Source organism: Hymenobacter sp. BT559, from assembly GCF_017571525.1.
In the GTDB taxonomy this organism is placed as follows: domain Bacteria; phylum Bacteroidota; class Bacteroidia; order Cytophagales; family Hymenobacteraceae; genus Hymenobacter; species Hymenobacter ginsengisoli.
In genome coordinates, this window is the sequence record NZ_JAGETY010000010.1 from 128,200 (window position 1) to 147,926 (window position 19,727).

The 19,727-nt window shown below is 61.6% G+C and carries 16 protein-coding genes and 1 other RNA gene; 5 read left to right on the forward strand and 12 right to left on the reverse strand.

Going from position 1 to position 19,727, the window contains the following annotated elements:
- Nucleotides 1-162 precede the first annotated feature (162 nt).
- The 4 genes from J4D99_RS14720 to J4D99_RS14735 all read right to left on the reverse strand — a co-directional run bounded on the left by J4D99_RS14720 (nucleotide 163) and on the right by J4D99_RS14735 (nucleotide 3,343).
- Nucleotides 163-537 carry an L-rhamnose mutarotase gene (locus J4D99_RS14720; protein ID WP_208132491.1) on the reverse strand — a complete coding sequence of 125 codons (375 nt, stop codon included), beginning with the start codon at nucleotides 535-537 and terminating at the stop codon, nucleotides 163-165.
- 200 nt (nucleotides 538-737) lie between these two features.
- Complete coding sequence (gene ald, locus J4D99_RS14725; protein WP_208132492.1) at nucleotides 738-1,865, reverse strand: alanine dehydrogenase; 1,128 nt, start codon at nucleotides 1,863-1,865, stop codon at nucleotides 738-740.
- Between the two features lie 76 nt (nucleotides 1,866-1,941).
- Nucleotides 1,942-2,457, reverse strand: a complete 516-nt coding sequence (locus J4D99_RS14730; RefSeq protein ID WP_208132493.1) for a VOC family protein — start codon at nucleotides 2,455-2,457, stop codon at nucleotides 1,942-1,944.
- A 115-nt stretch (nucleotides 2,458-2,572) separates the two neighbouring features.
- Nucleotides 2,573-3,343, reverse strand: a complete 771-nt coding sequence (locus tag J4D99_RS14735) for a DUF1573 domain-containing protein (RefSeq protein ID WP_208132494.1) — start codon at nucleotides 3,341-3,343, stop codon at nucleotides 2,573-2,575.
- Nucleotides 3,344-3,508: 165 nt separating this feature from the next.
- Here J4D99_RS14735 and J4D99_RS14740 point away from each other — a divergent pair, with 165 nt between their 5' ends.
- Complete coding sequence (locus J4D99_RS14740) at nucleotides 3,509-5,935, forward strand: alpha-ketoacid dehydrogenase subunit alpha/beta (RefSeq protein WP_208132495.1); 2,427 nt, start codon at nucleotides 3,509-3,511, stop codon at nucleotides 5,933-5,935.
- A 68-nt stretch (nucleotides 5,936-6,003) separates the two neighbouring features.
- On the opposite strand, the gene J4D99_RS14745 is transcribed toward J4D99_RS14740, so the two are convergent.
- Nucleotides 6,004-6,582, reverse strand: a complete 579-nt coding sequence (locus J4D99_RS14745; protein ID WP_208132496.1) for a hypothetical protein — start codon at nucleotides 6,580-6,582, stop codon at nucleotides 6,004-6,006.
- A gap of 143 nt (nucleotides 6,583-6,725) precedes the next feature.
- On the opposite strand from J4D99_RS14745, the gene J4D99_RS14750 reads away from it, so the two are divergent.
- Together J4D99_RS14750 and J4D99_RS14755 are read left to right on the forward strand one after the other, a co-directional pair.
- Nucleotides 6,726-7,739, forward strand: coding sequence for an acyl-CoA synthetase family protein (locus J4D99_RS14750; RefSeq protein WP_208132497.1), 1,014 nt, complete (start codon nucleotides 6,726-6,728; stop codon nucleotides 7,737-7,739).
- Between the two features lie 42 nt (nucleotides 7,740-7,781).
- On the forward strand, nucleotides 7,782-8,231 hold the full coding sequence (locus J4D99_RS14755) for a hypothetical protein (RefSeq protein WP_208132498.1): 450 nt from the start codon (nucleotides 7,782-7,784) through the stop codon (nucleotides 8,229-8,231).
- A 73-nt stretch (nucleotides 8,232-8,304) separates the two neighbouring features.
- On the opposite strand, the gene J4D99_RS14760 is transcribed toward J4D99_RS14755, so the two are convergent.
- The 4 genes from J4D99_RS14760 to J4D99_RS14775 form a co-directional block, all read right to left on the reverse strand.
- Complete coding sequence (locus J4D99_RS14760; protein ID WP_208132499.1) at nucleotides 8,305-9,474, reverse strand: sigma-54-dependent transcriptional regulator; 1,170 nt, start codon at nucleotides 9,472-9,474, stop codon at nucleotides 8,305-8,307.
- Nucleotides 9,475-9,639: 165 nt separating this feature from the next.
- Nucleotides 9,640-10,134, reverse strand: an RNA gene (rnpB, locus tag J4D99_RS14765) — RNase P RNA component class A.
- A gap of 18 nt (nucleotides 10,135-10,152) precedes the next feature.
- Complete coding sequence (locus J4D99_RS14770; protein WP_208132500.1) at nucleotides 10,153-10,503, reverse strand: cupin domain-containing protein; 351 nt, start codon at nucleotides 10,501-10,503, stop codon at nucleotides 10,153-10,155.
- A 14-nt stretch (nucleotides 10,504-10,517) separates the two neighbouring features.
- The gene (locus J4D99_RS14775; protein ID WP_208132501.1) at nucleotides 10,518-11,441 is read right to left on the reverse strand and encodes a metallophosphoesterase; all 924 of its coding nucleotides are present in this window, start codon (nucleotides 11,439-11,441) and stop codon (nucleotides 10,518-10,520) included.
- A gap of 194 nt (nucleotides 11,442-11,635) precedes the next feature.
- Here J4D99_RS14775 and J4D99_RS14780 point away from each other — a divergent pair, with 194 nt between their 5' ends.
- Nucleotides 11,636-12,610 carry a glycoside hydrolase family 43 protein gene (locus J4D99_RS14780; protein WP_208132502.1) on the forward strand — a complete coding sequence of 325 codons (975 nt, stop codon included), beginning with the start codon at nucleotides 11,636-11,638 and terminating at the stop codon, nucleotides 12,608-12,610.
- Here J4D99_RS14780 and J4D99_RS14785 read toward each other — a convergent pair whose 3' ends face one another.
- On the reverse strand, nucleotides 12,611-13,816 hold the full coding sequence (locus J4D99_RS14785) for a Smr/MutS family protein (RefSeq protein WP_236018677.1): 1,206 nt from the start codon (nucleotides 13,814-13,816) through the stop codon (nucleotides 12,611-12,613).
- A 261-nt stretch (nucleotides 13,817-14,077) separates the two neighbouring features.
- Here J4D99_RS14785 and J4D99_RS14790 point away from each other — a divergent pair, with 261 nt between their 5' ends.
- Nucleotides 14,078-16,960: an alpha-amylase family glycosyl hydrolase gene (locus J4D99_RS14790; RefSeq protein ID WP_208132503.1), complete on the forward strand. Its 2,883-nt coding sequence runs from the start codon at nucleotides 14,078-14,080 to the stop codon at nucleotides 16,958-16,960.
- Between the two features lie 78 nt (nucleotides 16,961-17,038).
- Here the strand turns inward: J4D99_RS14790 and J4D99_RS14795 are convergent, their stop codons facing one another.
- Complete coding sequence (locus J4D99_RS14795; RefSeq protein WP_208132504.1) at nucleotides 17,039-17,890, reverse strand: N-acetylglucosamine kinase; 852 nt, start codon at nucleotides 17,888-17,890, stop codon at nucleotides 17,039-17,041.
- A gap of 162 nt (nucleotides 17,891-18,052) precedes the next feature.
- A complete protein-coding gene (locus J4D99_RS14800) occupies nucleotides 18,053-19,555 on the reverse strand; it encodes a DNA integrity scanning protein DisA nucleotide-binding domain protein (RefSeq protein ID WP_208132505.1) in 1,503 nt (500 codons plus the stop codon).
- Between the last annotated feature and the right edge of the window lie 172 nt (nucleotides 19,556-19,727).

Here is a 19,727-nt window from a genome sequence, read left to right on the forward strand (position 1 = left end):
TTGCGGCGCAAAGTGCCCTAGCAAGTCTCCAGCCCATCAGCCCGGGGCAGCCAGGTTCCCAGTTGCTACGCATTGGCTAGGGCGCGGTCGAGGTGTGTAGCTGCCACCTACGTGCACAGGCTTGCCCGTGGCGTGGCTGCTGTGGGCCGGCCACGCGCAGGCCTAGGCACCGAGCTTGTAGATGCGCTCGAGTGGGCGCCACTTTTCGGCGGCCGTGGCGCTGTCGCTGGTTTGCTGGTAGGTAGCCATCAGGGCTTCCCACTCGGCCTGGCGGGGCTTGGTGGCCAGCACTTGCATGGCCTGGTCGTGGTCGAAGTCGGGCACCGTGTCCATAATCATGAACGCCTGATTGCCATACAAGTATATCTCCATGTCTAGAATGCCGACTTCGCGCATGCCTTGTGCTATCTCGGGCCAGGCAGCGCCGGGAGCGTGCCGCTGGCGGTAGGTGGCTAGCAGCGCAGCGTCGGCCTGCAGGCTCAAGGTTTTGCAGTAGCGCTTGAAGGGGGTGGGGCGGGCATCCTCAGAATAGGCCATGGCGAAATGAAATAAGCAAAGCGGTAAGTAACAACAAATAGTGGGCAGAACCGCGAATTTTCCCAGGTTGCAAGCAGATACGTTGGCTAAGCCAGTGTATTCCGGTCAAGGTGGCTCGGTAAGCTGCACAAAAAAGCCCGCTGGATGTGTATCCAACGGGCTTTCACGGTGGCGCGGACTACAAAGTCCGCGCTACTGCTTTATACGGCGGCGCCTTCCAGCACCGATTCTACGTCTACGAGGGGCAGGTTCCAGGCTTCGGCTACGCCTTTGTAGACAACCTCGCCGTGCACCACGTTGAGGCCGAGGCGCAGGGCCTCGTCGCGGCGGCAGGCTTCCTGCCAGCCCAGGTTAGCCAGCTTCACGGCGTAGGGCAGGGTGGCATTAGTGAGGGCCAGCGTGCTGGTATAGGGCACGGCGCCGGGCATGTTGGCCACGCAGTAGTGCACTACGTCGTCGATGATGAAGGTCGGGTTTTCGTGGGTAGTCGGCTTGCAGGTTTCGATGCAGCCGCCCTGGTCCACGGCCACGTCCACGAGCACCGTGCCGGGGCGCATGGTCTTGAGCATGTCGCGGGTGATGAGGTGCGGGGCCTTAGCACCCGGAATCAGCACGGCGCCCACCACGAGGTCGGCAGTTTTGATGGCCTCGCGAATGTTGTACTCGTTCGAGTACTGTGTCACCACATTCTTCGGCATGAAGTCGTCGAGCTCGCGCAGGCGGTTCAGGTTGATATCCATGATGGTTACCTGCGCGCCGAGGCCGGCAGCCACCTTAGCGGCCTGCGTGCCCACGATGCCGGCACCCAGCACCAGCACGTGCGCGGGCTTCACACCGGGCACGCCCCCTAGCAGAATGCCGCGGCCTTTCAGCGGCTTCTCCAGGTACTTGGCGCCTTCCTGCGGGGCCATGCGGCCGGCCACCTCGCTCATCGGAATGAGCAGCGGCAGCGCGCGCGAGGGCAGCTCCACTGTCTCATACGCGAGGCAGATGGCCTTGCGCTCAATCATGGCGTGGGTCAGCTCTTCGCCGCTGGCGAAGTGGAAGTAGGTAAACAGCAGCTGGTTTTCCTTGATGAGCGGGTACTCTTCGGCAATTGGCTCCTTTACCTTGATAATCATCTCGGCCTGGCCGTATACCTCAGCAATGGTAGGCAGCATTTTAGCGCCCGCCTGCTCGTACTCAGCATCCGTAAAGCCCGAGCCTTCGCCGGCGCTCGCCTGCACCAGCAGCGAGTGGCCGTGTTTGCGCAGCTCAGCTACGCCGGCCGGGGTCAGGCCAACGCGATTTTCATTATTCTTAATTTCCTTCGGAACACCGATAATCATGGGGCAGGGGAGGGGAAGTGGGTAGGGAGAAAACGTGCCGTAAAGATACAGGTGCGGCTACGCTGCCAGCCGGATTTTAGTTCGCCAGGCGCAGCAGACCCTGCACATCGAGCGGGTGGGTATACATGGTCAGCTTGCCATCGGGCGTGGTGGGCCACTCTTCGCGCGGGCGGTCCCAGTATAGCTCCAGGCCGTTGCCATCGGGGTCGTCGAGGTAAATGGCCTCGCTCACGCCGTGGTCGGAGGCCCCGCGCAGCGGGTAGCCGGCTTGCAGCAGCCGCTTCACCACGGCCGCTAGCCCCGCCCGGTCTTTATACAGGATGGCGGCGTGGTAAAGGCCGGCTACGCCCTCGCGCACGGCCGGCTTGCCGCCCTGGCTGTGCCAGGTATTGAGCCCGATGTGGTGGTGATAGCCGTCGGCCGATAGAAACGCCGCCGACCCCATATTCAGCATTACCTCAAAGCCTAGCAGGTCGCGGTAAAACGCCAGCGCCCGCTGCATGTCGGTGACTTGCAGGTGAATGTGGCCGATGCTGGTGCCGGCGGGCACCGTGTAAGGAGCAGCGCTAGGGGCAGAAGTTGTAGGATTCATGACAGGGAGAAGTAACGGTTATACGTGGAATAATGTACCTACATTAATCAACAATAAAGCCAGAAAAAAGCCCTGCCGGTTTGGCAGAGCTTTACGTTGATTTCGAATAGCTAGCCTACTTAAACGGCACCGACGAACTACTTTCCTTAACCAGGCTGGTGGGTGCCAGGTCTTTCACTACATTGGCTTTGAGCGTCAGCTTGGTATCGCCGTGCATGTCATTCGAGTCGAGCGTGACTACTTCGGTAGCTGGCCCAACGGCGCGCTGCGCGTATACCAGCTCAATCACGGCGCTCTGGCCGGGCTTGATGGGTGCCGGCGCCGAGCGGTAGCCCACGCAGTAGCACGGCGACGAAACAGTAGTCAGCACCAGGTCCTTAGGCCCGGTGTTGCGCACGCCAATGCGCGCCACCGACTGCTGGCCCGCCTCCACACGGCCAAAGTCGTAGCCCGGCCGCTCGAGCACCAGCCGCGGCGAGGCGGCAAGTTGCGCCGGCGTAAGCGTAGCCCGCAGCTCTTCTTTGGTCAGCACGCTGCCCTTGAGGCTGAGTACTTTGCTGGGCTCTGAGGCATTGCTCATTACGGTCACCGTCTTGGCAAACACGCCGGGGCGGCCGGCACTATTATACACGGCCTTGATAATGCCCGACTTGCCGGGCATTACCGGCGCCTTGGTCCACTCGGGGGTGGTGCAGCCGCAGCTAGCCTGTGCATTGGCAATGACGATAGGCTGATTACCGGTGTTTTTGAAGCGAAACTCATAAGTGGCCATCGTGCCCTCGGGCACCTTGCCAAAGTCGTGGTCGGTGCTCTCGAAGGTGAGCACGCCCTGGGCGCGAGCGGCCAGGGCCAGCACGCACAAAACAAGCGTAGAAAAGAGGCGCATAAGGAGAAGAATGCCAGGCGTAAGCCAGGCGAATGTGCTAGACTAACAATTACTTAACCCTGGCTACCCGGGGCCATAGGCAAATATACGGCCGGCCCCCGGGCTATTTCGTAAATTTGCAGCCCCGCACTTCCCCTTCCCACCCCCATTCCATTCGTTATTCTTATGTCTGACGCGCTGCTAGCCCCGGCTGAAGCCCCGGTGCACCTGTCCCTTACCAAAGCTGAGCTGCTCGACGACTACCGCTTGGGTTGGGAGAGCCGCCACGCCTCGCTGGCCGGCCGCCGCGAGGTATTTATGGGCAAGGCCAAATTTGGCATTTTCGGCGACGGCAAAGAGCTACCCCAACTCGCCATGGCTAGGGCCTTCCAGAACGGTGATTTCCGCTCGGGCTACTACCGCGACCAAACCTTTATGGTGGCCATCGGCGAGCTTACCTGGCAGCAGTATTTTGCCCAGCTCTACGCCAACCCCGACCCCGAAGCCGACCCTAGCACCGCCGGCCGCGCCATGAACGGCCACTTCGGCACCCGCCTGCTCGACGATGATGGCAAGTTCAAGCCCCAGACTTCGACCAAGAACTCATCGGCCGACATCTCGCCCACCGGCGGCCAGATGCCGCGCCTGGTGGGGCTAGCCTACGCCAGCAAGCTCTACCGCCAAAACCCCGAGCTGCACCAGTTTACCGACTTTTCGGTGAATGGCAACGAGGTAGCCTTCGGCACCATCGGCAACGCCAGCACCTCGGAAGGGGTGTTCTTTGAGGCCATCAATGCGGCCGGCGTGCTCCAGGTGCCCATGCTGATGTCGGTGTGGGACGACCACTACGGCATATCGGTGCCGGCTGAGTATCAGACTACCAAGCAGAGTATATCGGCTATCCTGGCGGGCTTTCAGCGCGAAGGCGAAGGCCAGGAGGGATTCGAGATTTTTGTGGTGCGCGGCTGGGACTACCCTAGCCTCGTAGATACGTACCAGCGCGCCACGGCCGTGTGCCGTGCGCAGCACGTGCCGGTGCTCATCCACGTCACGGAGGTGACCCAGCCGCAGGGCCACAGCACCAGCGGCTCGCACGAGCGCTACAAGCCCAAGGCCCGCCTAAGCTGGGAAGAGCAGCACGACTGCCTCACCAAGTTTCGCGACTACCTGCTCACCGAGGGCCTAGCCAGCGAAGACGAGCTGGCCCAGATTGAGAAAACGGCCGCTGCTACCATCAAGCAGGCGCGCACCACGGCGTGGTCGGCCTTCTTCGACCCCATTCAGCAGGAGCGCGAAGAGGCGCTCGAAGTGCTCACTAAAATGGTGGCCGAGGCCGGCGAAGAAAGTGGGTTGGCCGAGCTGGTCAATGGCCTGAAAACCAATGTGACGCCCATTCGGGCCGACATTGTACGGACCCTGCGCAAAGCCCTGCGCCTGGTGCGCGGCGCCAGGCCTAGCGCCGGCCGCCGCGCCGCCCAGCGCCTGCTCGAGCAGTGCGAAGCTGAAAACGCTGACCGCTACAACTCCTACCTCTTCAGCCAAAGCGACGAGGCAATTGGCAACATCGAGGAGGTACCCGTGCAATTTGCCCCCGACGCCCCCCTAGTGGATGGCCGCGAGGTGCTGCAAGCCTGCTTCACGGCCAACTTCGAGCGCGACCCGCGCATCTTCGCCATCGGCGAGGACGTGGGTCACATCGGCGATGTAAACCAGGCCTTTGCCGGCTTGCAGGAGAAATTTGGCGCGCTGCGCGTGACCGATACCGGCATCCGGGAGTGCACCATTGTGGGGCAGGGGATAGGCGCCGCGCTGCGCGGCCTGCGGCCCATCACTGAAATACAATACCTTGACTACCTGCTCTATGCCATCCAGATTCTGAGCGACGACGTGGCCTGCCTGCAGTACCGCACCAAGGGTGGGCAGAAGGCCCCACTCATCGTGCGCACGCGTGGGCACCGGCTGGAGGGCATCTGGCACTCGGGCTCGCCCATTCAGATGATACTGGGGGCCATTCGGGGCATGCATCTGTGCGTGCCGCGCGACATGACCCAGGCAGCAGGCTTTTATAATACGCTGCTGCGCAGCGACGAGCCGGCCATCGTGATTGAGTGCCTCAACGGCTACCGCCTCAAGGAAAAGCTGCCGGCCAACATCGGCGAGTTTACGCTGCCGCTAGGCCGCCCCGAGGTGCTGCGCCAGGGCGAAGACCTCACTATCGTCACCTACGGCTCGATGTGCCGCATCGTCCTGGATGCCGCCAAGCAGCTAGCCGAGGTGGGTATTTCTGCAGAAGTAATTGATGTGCAGACGCTGCTGCCCTTCGATACCGACCAGCTCATTGCCGACAGCCTGCGCAAAACCGGCCGCGTCATCTTCGCCGATGAGGACGTGCCCGGCGGCGCCACAGCCTACATGATGCAGCAGGTGCTCGACGGCCAGCAGGCCTACCAGCTACTCGATTCGGCCCCGCGCTGCATCGCAGCCCAGGCCCACCGCCCGCCCTACGGCTCGGATGGCGACTATTTCTCGAAGCCCAACGCCGAAGACGTGTTCGACGCGGCCTACGAGCTGCTGCGCGAAACTGACCCGGCCAAGTTTCCGGCTATTTATTAACGAAAAGCGTCCCCGCTGCTTGCCTGGCAGCGGGGACGCTTTTCGTTAGGTAGCTGGCTAGTAAAGCCCTAGCGAGGTGTAATGTAGACGCTGCGCGTCGTGATGGTGTTGCTTACGTGCAGCGCGCGGTCGGCAATGGTGATTTCAAAGCGCACACTATCGCGGGGCTGAAAAATGTCGCCGAGGCCAAAGGCCAGGGGTGCGTAGGTAATAGTGCCTTTAATGGGCGCGGCCGTGTTGTCAGTGGTAGTAGTGGGGTGCGGAAACGCACCGTTGTAAGCCCCGGGCGTAAGCAAGCCTTTCGACACCAGCGACTCGTACCGGCCAGTGGCGGTGTTGCGCACGAAGGGCTCGATAAAGAAGTTATAATAAAACTTATTCGTGCCTTTTTGAAAGTCGAAGGGCGGGTTTTTGCGCTCGTCCGATGTCAGGCCCAGGTCACCGTCGCCATCCTGGTAGTTGATGGTCATGCGGATAGAGTCGAGCGGCTGGCCGCCCGCCTGCTTGGGCGGGATGCGAATAACCTGAATATTGTTGTAGCTGATGGACGGCGTAACGGGGTATTCCGGCGCCTTCAGGCACGAGCTGAGGCTGGCGGCCAGCAGGCCCAGGCTGCCAATAGAAAAAGCTAGTCGAAACGAAATCATACGCAAACGCTGTAAAAGAATGCCCGCCGCAGCCCATTTTGGCCCGTGTTTCCAACGTGCAGGCCCTTGGTTTGTTGTGCTGGCGTAAATGTAAGCAGCCGGCCAGCCCGGCTCGCTTTTGTGCCTAACCCTTGCCACCTGTTATGAGTTTCCGCGCCACTTTTCTGGGTACTGATTACCAAACGCTCACCCACTTGCCCCCCAGCGCCTTCGAGGCGATGGCCTTGCAACTGTTTCGCTATCAGGCAGCGCATTGCCCGCCCTACCACGCCTACCTGGCCAGCCTGGGGCGCGACCCGGCCAGCGTGCAGCGCATGGTGGACATCCCGTTTCTGCCCATCGAGTTCTTCAAGACCCACGACGTGCGCACCGACCCTAGCCAGTGGCAGCCGCAGGAAGTGTTCAGGAGCAGCGGCACCACGCTGGCGCAGCGCAGCCGCCACCTCGTGCGCGACCCCGCCCTGTACCGGGCCAATGCCGCCGCCATCTTCGAGGCCGCCTACGGGCCGCTCACCAACTGGATTTTTCTGGCCCTACTGCCCTCTTACCTCGAGCAGGGCGAGTCGTCGCTGGTGGCCATGGTGGCCGATTTTGCTCAGCGCTCGGGCCAGAGCCAGGAAGCGTTTTTCCTGCGCGACCATGCCGGCCTGCTGCGGGCCCTAGCCGAGGCCAAAGCCCAGCGGGGCCGCCGCGTCATGCTGTTCGGCGTCACTTACGCCCTGCTCGACCTGGCCGCCGAGGTCGGCCCCGCGTCCGAGCTGCAAAACCTGACCGTGCTCGAAACCGGCGGCATGAAGGGCCGGCGCCGCGAGATGATTCGCGAAGAGCTGCACCAGGAATTGCAGGCAGCCTTCGGCCCCGCGCCCCTGCACTCTGAATATGGTATGACCGAGCTGCTGAGCCAAGCCTACTCGCCCGGCCACGGCCGTTTCTACAGCCCGCCGCAGCTACGGGTGCTGCTGCGCGACCCCGCCGACCCCTTCTCCATCGCCGAAAACCGGCCCGACGGCGCCATCAACGTCATCGACCTGGCCAACGTAGACAGCTGTGCTTTCATCGAAACGAAGGACCTAGCACGCATGCACCCTGACGGCTCGTTTGAGGTGCTCGGGCGCATGGACAATTCGGATATTCGCGGGTGCAGCCAGCTGGTGTAGAAGAGGCAGTGTCCTGCTAAGAAATAAGCCCTTAAAAGAACTATGCTAATGCGCTTGCTGACCTTAGGTTCAGTGGTAATGATGCTAACTTTCCATCATGTGTCGGCGCAGAAGCTTGCTGCTAAGGCCACGCCAAAGCTCAGCGAGCGCGCTACCGTGTTAGAAGGTCGTTGCGCGGTGATTGTGCGGCCTGATAACAGAAAAATAGCTTTAATGAAAAAGCAAGGTTCGGAAGAAGATTACAATACAGTGGTAGCTGATAACCAGTATTACATGGGCATTTCGCTGTATTTTTTAGACTCAGTCAAAGTAAGACAAATTGAAAAGCCCGCGCATGGAGTCATAATTTTTAAGAGTTCGACTGGGCACTACTTTACAGTATCGCTTACCCCTTTCGATTGGGGAATAATCCTGTTCAATGGGCGAGCTAAACCAATAGAAGCAGATGTTACTGATATTGAGTCTAGTTATCGGGCTTATATGAAGAAATGAGTTGAGAATAAAACAACCGCGCCAGCCTCATAACGAAGCTGGCGCGGCTGTTTAGCAAAGCGGCCCTAGCTGGCTATTTCCCCGCAAACGCCTTCGCATCAGCTTCTTCAATGGTCGCGTCGCTCATGATGACGAGGCGCTCGACCACGTTGCGCAGCTCGCGGATGTTGCCGCGCCAGTCGAGGCCTTGCAAGTATCGTAGGGCGCTAGCCGATATGTTCTTGGGCTTGTTGCCGTAGTCGGCCGCAATGTCTTGCAGGAATTTCTGTACTAGGTCGGGAATGTCGTCGCGGCGGTCGTTTAGGGCCGGCACCTGGATAAGAATAACCGAGAGGCGATGGTAGAGGTCCTCGCGGAAGTTCTTGTCGGCGATTTCCTGCAGCAGGTCCTTATTGGTGGCGGCCAGCACGCGCACGTTCACCGAAATCTCTTTCTCACCGCCCACGCGGGTAATCTTGTTTTCCTGCAAAGCGCGCAGCACCTTGGCCTGGGCCGAGAGGCTCATATCGCCGATTTCATCCAGGAAAAGCGTGCCGCCGTCGGCCTGCTCAAACTTGCCGATGCGCTGTTTCACGGCCGAGGTAAACGAGCCTTTTTCGTGGCCGAAAAGCTCGCTTTCAATTAGCTCGGAAGGAATGGCCGCGCAGTTCACTTCCACTAGGGGGCCGTTGGCGCGGGGGCTGAGCTGGTGTAGCTGGCGCGCTACCATTTCCTTACCGGCGCCGTTGGGGCCGGTGATGAGCACGCGCGCATCGGTGGGGGCTACCTTCTCAATCGCCTTGCGCACGGCCCCTAGCGCGGCCGAGGTGCCAATCATCTCGGAGCCCTTGCCGGTGCTCACGGCCAGCTTTTTCTTGAGGGTTTTGGTTTCGGTCACGAGCTTGCTCTTATCCAGTGCATTACGCACGGTCACGAGCAGGCGGTTGAGGTCGGGCGGCTTGGGCAGGAAGTCGAAGGCGCCTTTTTTGGTGGCATCCACGGCGGTTTCGATGTTGCCGTGGGCCGAGACCATAATGAAGGCCGCGTCGGGGGCTAGCGTGCGGGCACGCTCCAGCACTTCGAGGCCATCCATCTTGGGCATTTTCACGTCGCAGAGCACCACGTCGTACTTCTGCTGAATGAGCAGGTCGAGCCCCGCCGGGCCATCCTCGGCCTGGTCTACCTTGTAATCCTCAAACTCCAGGATTTCCTTGAGCGTGTGGCGGATAGCTTTTTCGTCGTCGATGATGAGAATGCGAGGCATGAGGCGAGGAGTAGAATCAAATTGTCAGTGCGAGCCTGCGAAGCAATTGCCCCCGAACGACATCCGAACGACTCGTTCTAGGGCGATTGCCGCGCTGCGCTCGCAATGACAAACGATTTTATATGAAAAAAAGCGGCTGCCTTCTCGCGAAAGCAGCCGCCGAAATTACGCAATGAGCCGATAAGCCGGGTTCTGTCCACCCTACAGAGTTTCCCCTGGCGGTGGCCCCACCATTTATCTAGGCCCACGGTCGCCCGTGGGCTCCAGCGACCTACCCGCAAACCCGGGCGGGCCGCCCGGTGCCGCCGGCCCCGGAGGGGCTAGCGACGTGTCTGCTTATTTGGTCTTGCAACCCCTGAGGTTTACCCAGCCGGCATGGTCACCCAGCCGCTGGTGCGCTCTTACCGCACCTTTTCACCCTTACCAATGAGTGAATGGGCGAATGGGTAAAGGAGTGAATGAGGTGGTTTTGTCAAACTATTTACTCATTCACTCCTTCACTCATTCATCCATTGCCCAATGGCGGTTATTTTCTGTGGCACTGGCTGTCCTGGCCCGATTGGCCAGTCCTTCCCGTTAGGAAGCAGGGCGCCCTGCGTAGCCCGGACTTTCCTCCCCGCCCGCATTTGCGTTGGGCGCGGCGGTGGGGTGGCTCACTGCACCGGCAAAGGTACGACGCTAGGGGGCAGCGGGCAGAAAATCGAGCCGCAGCGGGCTAAATGAGTCGAGCAGGACGCCCGCCTGGCGGGCTACCACGCCGTGCGGCACGTTGGGCGCAGCGTAGAAAGTGTCGCCGGCGCGCAGCACGCGCACCTCGTTGCCCACGGTCACCTCAAACTCGCCGCGTTCGACGTAGCTAATCTGGCTGTGCACATGCTGGTGCAGCGCGCCCACGGCGCCGGCCTCAAACTCGACTTTCACCAGCATCAGGTCGTCGTTATATGCCACCAACGTGCGGCGCACGCCGGGGCCGGTTTCTTCCCAAGCGAGGCTAGCGGCGGGCTGGAAAGCAGGAGTGGAATGTGTCATAAAAAAAGTAAAAGCTAGGGCACCCACACCAGTTTATCGGCGCTGAGGGTTTGCTCGCCATCCCAGCGGTAGCCGATGAGCTGGCCGCCCCTAGCTACGCTGTAGTCGAGGCACACGGCGTGGGGCTGCAAAATCTGGGGCGTGCCGCGCAGCCAGTAGTGGCCAAAAAATACGGGCGTCTCGTCCTGATAATAGCTCGGGTCGAGGTGTGAAAAATCGACAGGCTGCCCGCGCAGCTCGGCCAGGTCTTCGAGGTAGTAGTCGGCGTAGCTAGGGGCCGTGGCGGGGTTTTGCCACCAGCGCAGGCGCATGCGGCTGCGGCGGTGCCCGTCTTTATCGGCAAACGTGAGGCCGCCGGGCAGCTTGTCCTCGCGGCCCTTGAGCACGATTTCGGCGGCCGTAAACTCGGGGCTGCCGCGGCGGCTGGCACGCAGTAGAAAATCGCGGGTCAGGCGCAGGTCCGGCAGCTGTTGGCGTAGGTAGGCTAGCTGGCCGGGCTCCCAACAGGCGTGCACGGCGCGCAGGCCGGGCAGCTCCAGGGCCAGCGGCAGGGTCATAAACCACTCGAGGTAATCTAACCACTCAGCGAACAACTCGTGCGTACGAAACTCCTTGATAGTTTCGATATGCTGCAAAATGTGCTGCGGCTTATGGGGCCGCAGGTGGCCGCCATTCGGATGAAACTGCCAAAACGCCAAGGCATTGTACTCGTGGTTGCCCAGAATGGCCAGCGCCGCGCCGCCCTCCACCATGCCGCGCACCAGCTGCAAGGTTTCGCGGATTTTGGGACCACGGTCGATGTAGTCGCCCAGGAAAATGACCTGCCGGCCGCTCGGGTGGCGCGGCACGCCCGCCGCGTCGGGCTGGTAGCCGAGGTGGGCTAGCAGGGCGCGCAGTTCGTCGGCATGGCCGTGAATGTCGCCGATGAGGTCGTACATAAAAAATGGGTTAGAAGGGAAACATAGACAAGCAAAGCACGCGATGTGCTAGTAACTTTCCTGTCTATTACCTGCTTAATCAGATGCCGATGCTATAGGATAGCGCCGGCCTAAGTTGATGGCTATTACTAAAAAGTAGAGGTATGGTATTCATTAGCTTGATGGGTTTCGTTGCCAGCTTAGTCCACCACCCCATGCAGGCAGCCCCCGCCACGGCCCACCCGCCGCAAAAGCTCTATCACCAAGCAGTGCCCTGGCTGGATACGGATGGGCAGCCCATCAACGCGCACGGCGCCGGCATCGTGGCGCATCAAAATGCCTACTATCTCTACGGTGAGCTGAAAGCAGGCAAAACGGAACTGGTGCCGGGGCAGGGGTGGGAATGCTACCGGGTGCCGGCGGGTGGGGTAGCTTGCTACTCCTCGCACGACCTGCTGAACTGGCACAAGGAAGGCGTGGCGCTAGCCCCCAACACTACCGACCCGCACCACGACTTGCATGTGAGCAAGGTCATCGAGCGGCCCAAGGTTATCTACAACGACCGCACTAAGTTGTTTGTGATGTGGCTGCACGTCGATTCGGAAACATATGGCTATTCGCAGGCCGGGGTGGCTACCAGCACGAGCCCTACGGGTCCTTTTCAGTACCAAGGCAGTGTGCAGCCCAATGGCCAGATGGTGCGCGACCTCACCCTTTTTAAAGACGATGACGGCCGCGCCTACCTGATTTTTGCTTCAGAGAGCAATGCGACCATGCACATGGTGCTGCTCACCGACGACTACCTGGCGCCTACTACCCAGGAAAAGCAGATATTAGTCAACCAATCGCGCGAAGCGCCGGCCCTTTTCAAATACCGCGGCCTTTACTACCTGCTAACCTCGGGCTGTACGGGCTGGGCGCCCAATGCCGCCACCTACGCGGTAGCCAAAACCCCCCTGGGCGAGTGGAGGCAGCACGGTAACCCCTGCGTGGGGCCTGGTGCTGCCTCCACCTTTGGAGGCCAGGGTACGTTTGTGCTGCCCGTGCCCGGCCACCCTAGCGAGTTCGTTTTCTTGACCGACCGCTGGAACAAAACAGACTTAGAAGCGTCGCAGTATGCATGGCTGCGCCTGAAAATGGTGGGGAGGCGCCCCAGGATTTACGGGGCTAGCCAAGCGCAGCCACGCTAACTACTTCAGACGCACCAGCGTAGCACCGTAGCCAAACTTCTCTTTCTGGGCCTCCTCAAAAAACTTAATGTCTTTGTTGCGGCTCAGCTGGCGGTGAATCTCCTTGCGCAGCGTGCCGTTGCCGGCGCCGTGGATGAAGATGATTTCATGCATGTTGGTGGCTAGGGCCCGGCTCAGCGCATCCTCGAAGGCATCGAGCTGCAGGCGCAGCAGGGCGGTATTGCTGAGGCCCTCGGCGCCTTCAGGGCGCAGCTTTTCGATATGCAAATCAAACTCGTGGGGTGGGGCCACTAGGGCCGCCGCGGGCTTGGGCGGGGCGGGGGCAATGGCGGCGGGCACCGGCGCGGGCTTGTCGCCGGCCAGGGCCTGTTGTAGTGCCGAGGCCTGCTTAGAATCGAGGGCCGGGGCGGGGCTAGCGGCCGCTTCCAGCGCAGCTTCGGCCTGGGCCAGCTTCTCGGGATTGAGGGCGGGCGCCGGGCGCTCGTCGAGCTGAAACAGGTAAGCTTCTTTGCCGATAACCGGCGCCGGGCGGCGGCTCGTGTAAAAGGTGCTGGCCTTGAACGACTGGCGCTTGGTAAGCAGGCCGTAGGCCGTGTCGCTGTTCAGCTTAAAGCTTAGCAGCTGAAACACTACTGCGGGCCATTGCTCGAAATCTTTGAGGTGCAGGTGGGCTAGCGGGGCGCTGGCGGCCTTGGCCTTGAGCTGGCCGGTAGCCAGGGCGCGGTACTTGGTCTGGCGCTCTTCGCCGTAGGTAAACACCACCTCCGCCTCGGTATTATTGACTAAGTGCAGGGCGAGCAGCTCGGGGGCCTGGTGCACCAGCGCCAGGTACAGCCCTTTGGCGGCGGGTGGTGGGGGCGTGGGGGCAGCCGGGCGCGGCGGCATGGCCGCGCTGGGGCCGGCCGGCTGCGGGCGGCCAGAGGGGCTAGCGGTGGCTGCTGCCGGGGGGCTGCCGGGGCGCAGGGCCTTGGGCTGGCCGCCGGTGGGCTTGTTTTTCTTGCTGCCAGTAGCAGGGCGGGCGGGCTCGGGGGCAGGGCGACGGAAGGCCTGGCCTTCTTCAGCGGCAACGAGCACCAGCTCGCGGCGCAGCACCGGAATGGTGAAGTCGTTGTCGATGGCTACTTCGACTAGCTCGCTGTCGAGCAGCCGCGTAACGATGCCTTCCTCGGTGCCCGTGAGCAGCCGTACTCTATCTCCTACGTTCATAAAAACTCAGCTAGTTGCGGGATGCTCCGCGTACCAGGGCAGTACGCGAAGCGCGCCGTAAAGGTAGGCCAGGCACTGAGGCAGGCCGAAAATAGCGCCCGGCCAGGCCCCATAAAGAGCGCAAACGTTTGCAGGTCAACCCGGTGAAATACGCGTGAAAGTGCCCGAAAAGGCCCGTAGCATGTCGTATCTTAGCTCGGGTACTGGCCTGCGGCGCTGACGCCCGGGCCCGGCGTACTTCTTTTTCCCACCCCATTTACTATGATAAAACCTCAACTCCTGGGGCGTTTGGCACTGGCTATCTTGCTGCTGGTGGGCTGGGCCCCCGTGGCCTGGGCCCAATCGCCGGTGACGGTCAGCCCGTCGTATTTCACCGCCGATACGCCGCTCACTATCACCTACGATGCCACGCTGGGCGATGGCGGGCTAGCCAGCTACAACGGGGACGTTTACATCTGGACCGGCCTCATCACCGACAAAAGCACCAGCAGCACAAACTGGCACTTTGTGGCGGGCACCAACTTCAACGCACCTACGGCGGCCGAGAAGATGACTTCGCTCGGCAACCACAAGTATAGCATTTCGCTCACGCCGCGTACATATTACCCTGGTTTTGCCACTTCCGGCGAGGTGCTGCAAAAGCTGGCGATGGTGTTTCGCGGCACGGGCGGCTCGCCGCAGGGCAAAGGCGTGGGCAGCACCGACATTCTGGTGGCGCCCGGCGTGCAGGCCAGCTTCACCAGCCCGGCTGTTTCTAACACCATAGTGCCCGCTGGCACCTCGGTGACTGTGGCGGGCACGGCCTCGGTGGCCGCCACGCTTACGCTCACGCTCAATGGCGCGCAGGTGGCGCAGCAAGCCAACGCCACCACGCTGTCGGCCAATGTAACCATCACCCAGCAGGGGGTAAATACGCTGGTGCTCACCGCCGATGATGGCAAAACTACGTCTTCGGCCACCACGACTATTATCGTAGCGCCGGCCGTGACCACGGCCGCGTTGCCGGCGGGCGCCAACCCCGATGGCATTACCTACCTGCCCAATGGCACTTCGGTTATCCTGACCCTGACGGCGCCCCGCAAGAGCTTTGTGTATGTGATTGGCGAGTTCAACAACTGGCAGGCTGCCTCGGCCGGCCTCATGAACAAGACTGCTACCGTAGACTCGGACCCGGCCACCGGCCGCTGGTGGGTGCAGATAGACGGCCTGACGGCGGGCCAGGAATACGCGTATCAATTTCTGGTAGATGGCCAGCTGCGCGTGGCCGACCCGTATTGCGAGAAGGTGCTGGACCCGGACAACGACAAGTACATTCCGGCCGTCACTTATCCCAACCTCAAGCCGTATCCCACCGGCAGCACTACCGGCCTGGTATCGGTGCTGCAAACCAACCAGCCGGCCTATACCTGGACGGCCACCAGCTTTCAGCGCCCGGCCCGCACCAACATGGTGGTGTATGAGCTGCTGATGCGCGACTTTACGGCCCGCCACGACTACCAGACCCTCAAGGACACGCTTAGCTACATTCAGCGGCTAGGGGTCAACGTCATCGAGCTGATGCCCATCAATGAGTTTGACGGCAACGACAACTGGGGCTACAGCCCGTGCTTTTACTTCGCCCCCGACAAGTACTACGGCACCAAAAATGCGCTGAAGGCGCTCATCGACGAGTGTCACCGCCGCGGCATTGCCGTGGTGCTCGATATGGTGCTCAACCACTCCACCGGTCAGAGCCCGATGGTGCAGCTCTACGGCAACGTATCGACCGGCCCCACGGCCGATAACCCGTGGTTTAACACCTCGGCGCCGCACCCCTACAGCGTGTACAACGACCTGAACCACGAGAGTGCCTACACCCGGTACTTCTCGAAGAATGTCATCAAGTTCTGGCTCCAGGAATACCACATCGATGGCTACCGCTTCGACCTGGCCGGGGGCTTCAGCCAGGTGCCCAAAACGAACGATACCTACGCCAACTACGACCCGACGCGCGTGGCTATTTGGGAAGACTACTACAACGCCCAGATGGCGGCTAGCCCTGGCTCGTATCCCATTCTGGAGCACTTCCCCAACGGCGTGAGCGCCAGCAACCCCACCGACGAGGGCAAGGTGCTAAGCGACTATGGCCTGATGCTGTGGGGCAACATGAACCCCAACTACACCCAGGCCTCGATGGGCTACAGCAGCGGCTGGGACCTGAGCTACGGCTACTACGGCGACCAGGGCGGCCGCGGCTGGGGCAAGCCCAACTCGATAGCCTACATGGAAAGCCACGACGAGGAGCGGATGCAGTTCAAGAACAAGACCTACGGCAATACCAACGGCAGCTACTCGGTTAAAGACCCCGCCACTGGCCTCAAGCGCGACGAGCTGGCAGCAGTCCTGTTCTTTAGCCAGCCCGGCCCGCGCATGGTGTGGCAGTTTGGCGAGATTGGCTACGATTACAGCATCAATACCTGCTCGGACGGCACGACCATCGACCCCAACTGCCGCACGGCCGCCAAGCCCATCCGGTGGGACTACCGCCAGGACGCCGGCCGCCGCCACCTCTACGCCATTTACAAGACCATGGCCCAGCTCAAGCAGCAGCCGGTCTTCAGCTCCTTTACCTCGTACACCCAGAACCTGAGTGGCGCTATCAAGTCCATCAGCATCTCAAGTGCTGACCTGAGCGTGGTGACGTATGGCAACTTTGACGTGCAGGCGATTCCGACCACCATCACCTTCCCCAGCACGGGTACCTGGTACAACTACATCACGGGCGCTACCCTGAACGTGACCAGCACGACGCTGGCCTTCACCTTGCAGCCCGGCGAGTATGCCGTGTACACGAGCAAGGCCCTGGGCACGCCCGTGCCACTGGCTGCCCGCGCCGCCCAGCAAACGGCCGCCTTCCAGCTAAGCCTGGCGCCCAACCCGGCCGCCGGCACCACCACCATCCAGTACCAACTGCCCGCGGCGGCCACGGCCAGCATCGCGGTGCAAAACGTGCTCGGCCAAACCGTGCGCCAGCTAGCCCCTGCCCGCCAGGCGGCCGGTGCCCAGGCGCAGGTGCTGCCCCTGCAGGGCCTGGCGCCCGGTGTGTACCTGGTGCGCCTGCAAGCCGGCGAGCTAACCCAGGCCACCCGCCTGCTGGTGCAGTAGCACGCTGGCTAGCCCACAAAAAAGCCTCCGCTGCCAGTGCTGCGGAGGCTTTTTTGTGGAAAGCGCTAAAGCCTGGGGCTAGCGCGAATGCTCGTGGAAGCTCACCAGGTCGTCGATGGGTGAGCGAATGATTTTGCCTACCTGCATGCCGTGGCTGTTGGCTACCTGCGTGAGGGCATCGCGGAAGTTATAGCCCACCGAGCCCACGCAGTTGAAGGTGAGGCTCTGGTAGTTGGGGTAATGCAATACCAGGTTTTGGAAGAAGGCTTCGAACGCCTCTACCACAATCTGGCGGCAGTAGCTCACGTTGTTGTGGTCGTAGCAAAACTTGGCGAAGCTGGCCAGGAAGCGGTTGGGCAGCGGCTGGTTGTAGAGTCGGTCCAGGATGTCGTTGCGCGAGCCCAGGCTGTATTCCTCCTGCAAAGCCTCACTCAGGCCGTCGGGTAGCAAGCCGCGCAGGTGGTCGCGCAGCAAGCGCTTGCCCAGGAAGGAGCCGCTGCCCTCATCGCCCAGGAAGAACCCTAGCGAGTCGACGTTATACGTGATATCCGTGCCGTCGTAGATGCACGAATTGGTGCCCGTGCCCAGAATGGCGGCAAAGCCCGGCTGGTGGCCTAGCAGCGCGCGGGCGGCGGCCAGTAGGTCTTCGGTAACCTCGACTTTGGTGGCGTTGGGAAACTGCTGGCGCAGGGCGGCGGCCACCACCTCGGCCTTGGTGGGGCTCGACACGCCGGCGCCGTAGAAATAAACCTCGCGCACGGCCGCGTGGGGCAGCGTATCGGGCAGGTTTTTTTCGAGCGAGGCACTAATGTCCTGCGTGTCTACAAAGTCGGGGTTGTACCCTTCAGTGTTGAAGTACACGCGCTGGCCCGCGTCGGAGAGCTGGCACCAGCTGGTTTTGGTCGAGCCGCCGTCGGCAATAAGTATCATAAAGGGGTTGGTAATTGGTTGTTGGGTGCTGGCTTTGGACTTTTGGCTACAGGGCAGGACTTTTACTGGCTGGGTTCAAACCGCCAAAAACCAAAAACTGATAACCGACAACCAAAGCGAGGAGCGAAGCCGCGAAAATAGCGCCCACCGGCTAAGCCCGGGCTAGTGGCCGGCCGCATTTACTACCGGCTGGGCCACCGCGGCGTGTTGGGGCGAGGGCAACAGGTCAATCCAGCCGTCTTCACTTACCACAATAGCCAGGCAGGGGTAGGGCGAGGAGCTGGTATAGCGCACGGCCGAGTTGTAGCGCGCGCCACGGCTGCTGTCGCCTTTTTCGGTGGCCTGCCCGTCCAGAATAACCCCAATGGCATAGCACACGCCGCTTGGCTCAATCATTACTGCGCCATCAATGGAGGTGGCTTGGCGCAGCACGGGCGGCGTCATGGGCCGGGGCACCACCCGGAAGCACTGGCGGCGCAGGCGCTCGGCCTCGGGCTTGGCGCCGGCCGTGATGCACAGCATGGTGCCATGGCTCTGATTAGAAGCTTCCAGGGCCAGCTCCCAGAGGTAAGCCACCCCGGCATCGTCAATATCGGGAAAGACCTGCCGGATAACGCGGTCAAAATTATCGGCCTGCACCTTGCCCTGCGGCAGGCGCGGCGTGTTGCTCACCACCCGCATAAGCGTGTGGCCAGCATGGCGCAATTCCCAGCCATAGTGGTTGGTAAAGTGCACCGTGGCCAGGGGCTCATACTGCGGCGCATTTTCGGGCACGAGGTGGCCTAGCCCAAATACGTGCGCCGCATCCGACACCAGGCCCGTCGAGCCTTCGGTGAGCTCCAGCAGCTTGCGGATGGAGCGGTGGTCGCGCAGCGGCACGGGTGTTTCGAGAGTCAGCACCGGCACAATGGCCGCGTGCTGGCGGCGGCCCAGCAGCATGGTGCCGCGGCCCTCGTCGCCTTCGTGGCGCAGGGCGGCCACGCCCAGGCAGGCATCGTACAGGCCGTGGGCGTTGCCGGGGCTCACGCGCAGCATGAGGCGGCGGCCGGCACCGCGCAGCACCTCATTGTAGTCGCGGTCGAGCACTGGCTGCTCGTTGTCGGCGGTGTCGGCTTCGCGCAGGGCGCGGGTACATTCGTGCAAAAACTCCAGCACCGCCGCGTGGGGCAGCGAGCAGGTCCGGTTGGGCCCCGGCTTGCCGGGCAGCGTGTAGTAAGAATTGTAGGTGTCGGCGGCCAGCTGAAGCACGACTACTACCAGGTAGCCATTGAGACTGAGCGGCGTAGAGCAAAAGCAGCGGCGATTCTCCCCGCGCCGGGCTACTATGCTCTGCAGTACCTGGTCGGTGGCCTTGCACACCAGTTCGTACCAGTGCTGCTTTTCGATGCGGTCGTGGTCCTGCGGGTGCAGGTGGTACACATTGTCGCGCGGGCTCAGGTCGCTGGCCTCAAAAGAAGCAGCCAGCGTCTTGATGCCTGCAAACTCGGCTGGGCTGTAGCGCAGGCTGGTGGGCTCTACCACCACGCTTTGCGGGTCGTCCTCTTCGCGGCCCTGGGCGAGGCCTAGCAAGAAAACCTCAGGCCGCAGATTGCGGTCGAGCAAATTGAAAGTACCTTCGGCAAATAGCTGAGCCGAAACGCGAAACAAGCTTTGGTGTTCCCACATAGGTGGCAGTCGGGGGCGATGGGGCGATGGTCGCCAGGGCCGGGAAGGGCTGCCCACGCATCCGCAAGCAGCACTGGCTAGCCAGCCATACGTAAAAGTCCACTTAATAGCTGCGTAACAGCCAGCAAAGCTGCTACATTTTCGCAACTTCATCGTAACTTCGGGTTGCAGC

Bases quoted from the DNA above. Each gene is read 5' to 3' on its own strand.
- ald (WP_208132492.1), bottom strand. From the start codon at position 1,865: ATGATTATCGGTGTTCCGAAGGAAATTAAGAATAATGAAAATCGCGTT.
- J4D99_RS14755 (WP_208132498.1), top strand. From the start codon at position 7,782: ATGCTAATGCGCTTGCTGACCTTAGGTTCAGTGGTAATGATGCTAACT.
- J4D99_RS14735 (WP_208132494.1), bottom strand. From the start codon at position 3,343: ATGCGCCTCTTTTCTACGCTTGTTTTGTGCGTGCTGGCCCTGGCCGCT.
- J4D99_RS14770 (WP_208132500.1), bottom strand. From the start codon at position 10,503: ATGACACATTCCACTCCTGCTTTCCAGCCCGCCGCTAGCCTCGCTTGG.
- J4D99_RS14800 (WP_208132505.1), bottom strand. From the start codon at position 19,555: ATGTGGGAACACCAAAGCTTGTTTCGCGTTTCGGCTCAGCTATTTGCC.
- J4D99_RS14785 (WP_236018677.1), bottom strand. From the start codon at position 13,816: ATGAACGTAGGAGATAGAGTACGGCTGCTCACGGGCACCGAGGAAGGC.
- J4D99_RS14775 (WP_208132501.1), bottom strand. From the start codon at position 11,441: ATGTACGACCTCATCGGCGACATTCACGGCCATGCCGACGAACTGCGC.
- J4D99_RS14790 (WP_208132503.1), top strand. From the start codon at position 14,078: ATGATAAAACCTCAACTCCTGGGGCGTTTGGCACTGGCTATCTTGCTG.
- J4D99_RS14730 (WP_208132493.1), bottom strand. From the start codon at position 2,457: ATGAATCCTACAACTTCTGCCCCTAGCGCTGCTCCTTACACGGTGCCC.
- J4D99_RS14760 (WP_208132499.1), bottom strand. From the start codon at position 9,474: ATGCCTCGCATTCTCATCATCGACGACGAAAAAGCTATCCGCCACACG.
- J4D99_RS14795 (WP_208132504.1), bottom strand. From the start codon at position 17,890: ATGATACTTATTGCCGACGGCGGCTCGACCAAAACCAGCTGGTGCCAG.
- J4D99_RS14720 (WP_208132491.1), bottom strand. From the start codon at position 537: ATGGCCTATTCTGAGGATGCCCGCCCCACCCCCTTCAAGCGCTACTGC.
- J4D99_RS14780 (WP_208132502.1), top strand. From the start codon at position 11,636: ATGCAGGCAGCCCCCGCCACGGCCCACCCGCCGCAAAAGCTCTATCAC.
- J4D99_RS14750 (WP_208132497.1), top strand. From the start codon at position 6,726: ATGAGTTTCCGCGCCACTTTTCTGGGTACTGATTACCAAACGCTCACC.
- J4D99_RS14740 (WP_208132495.1), top strand. From the start codon at position 3,509: ATGTCTGACGCGCTGCTAGCCCCGGCTGAAGCCCCGGTGCACCTGTCC.
- J4D99_RS14745 (WP_208132496.1), bottom strand. From the start codon at position 6,582: ATGATTTCGTTTCGACTAGCTTTTTCTATTGGCAGCCTGGGCCTGCTG.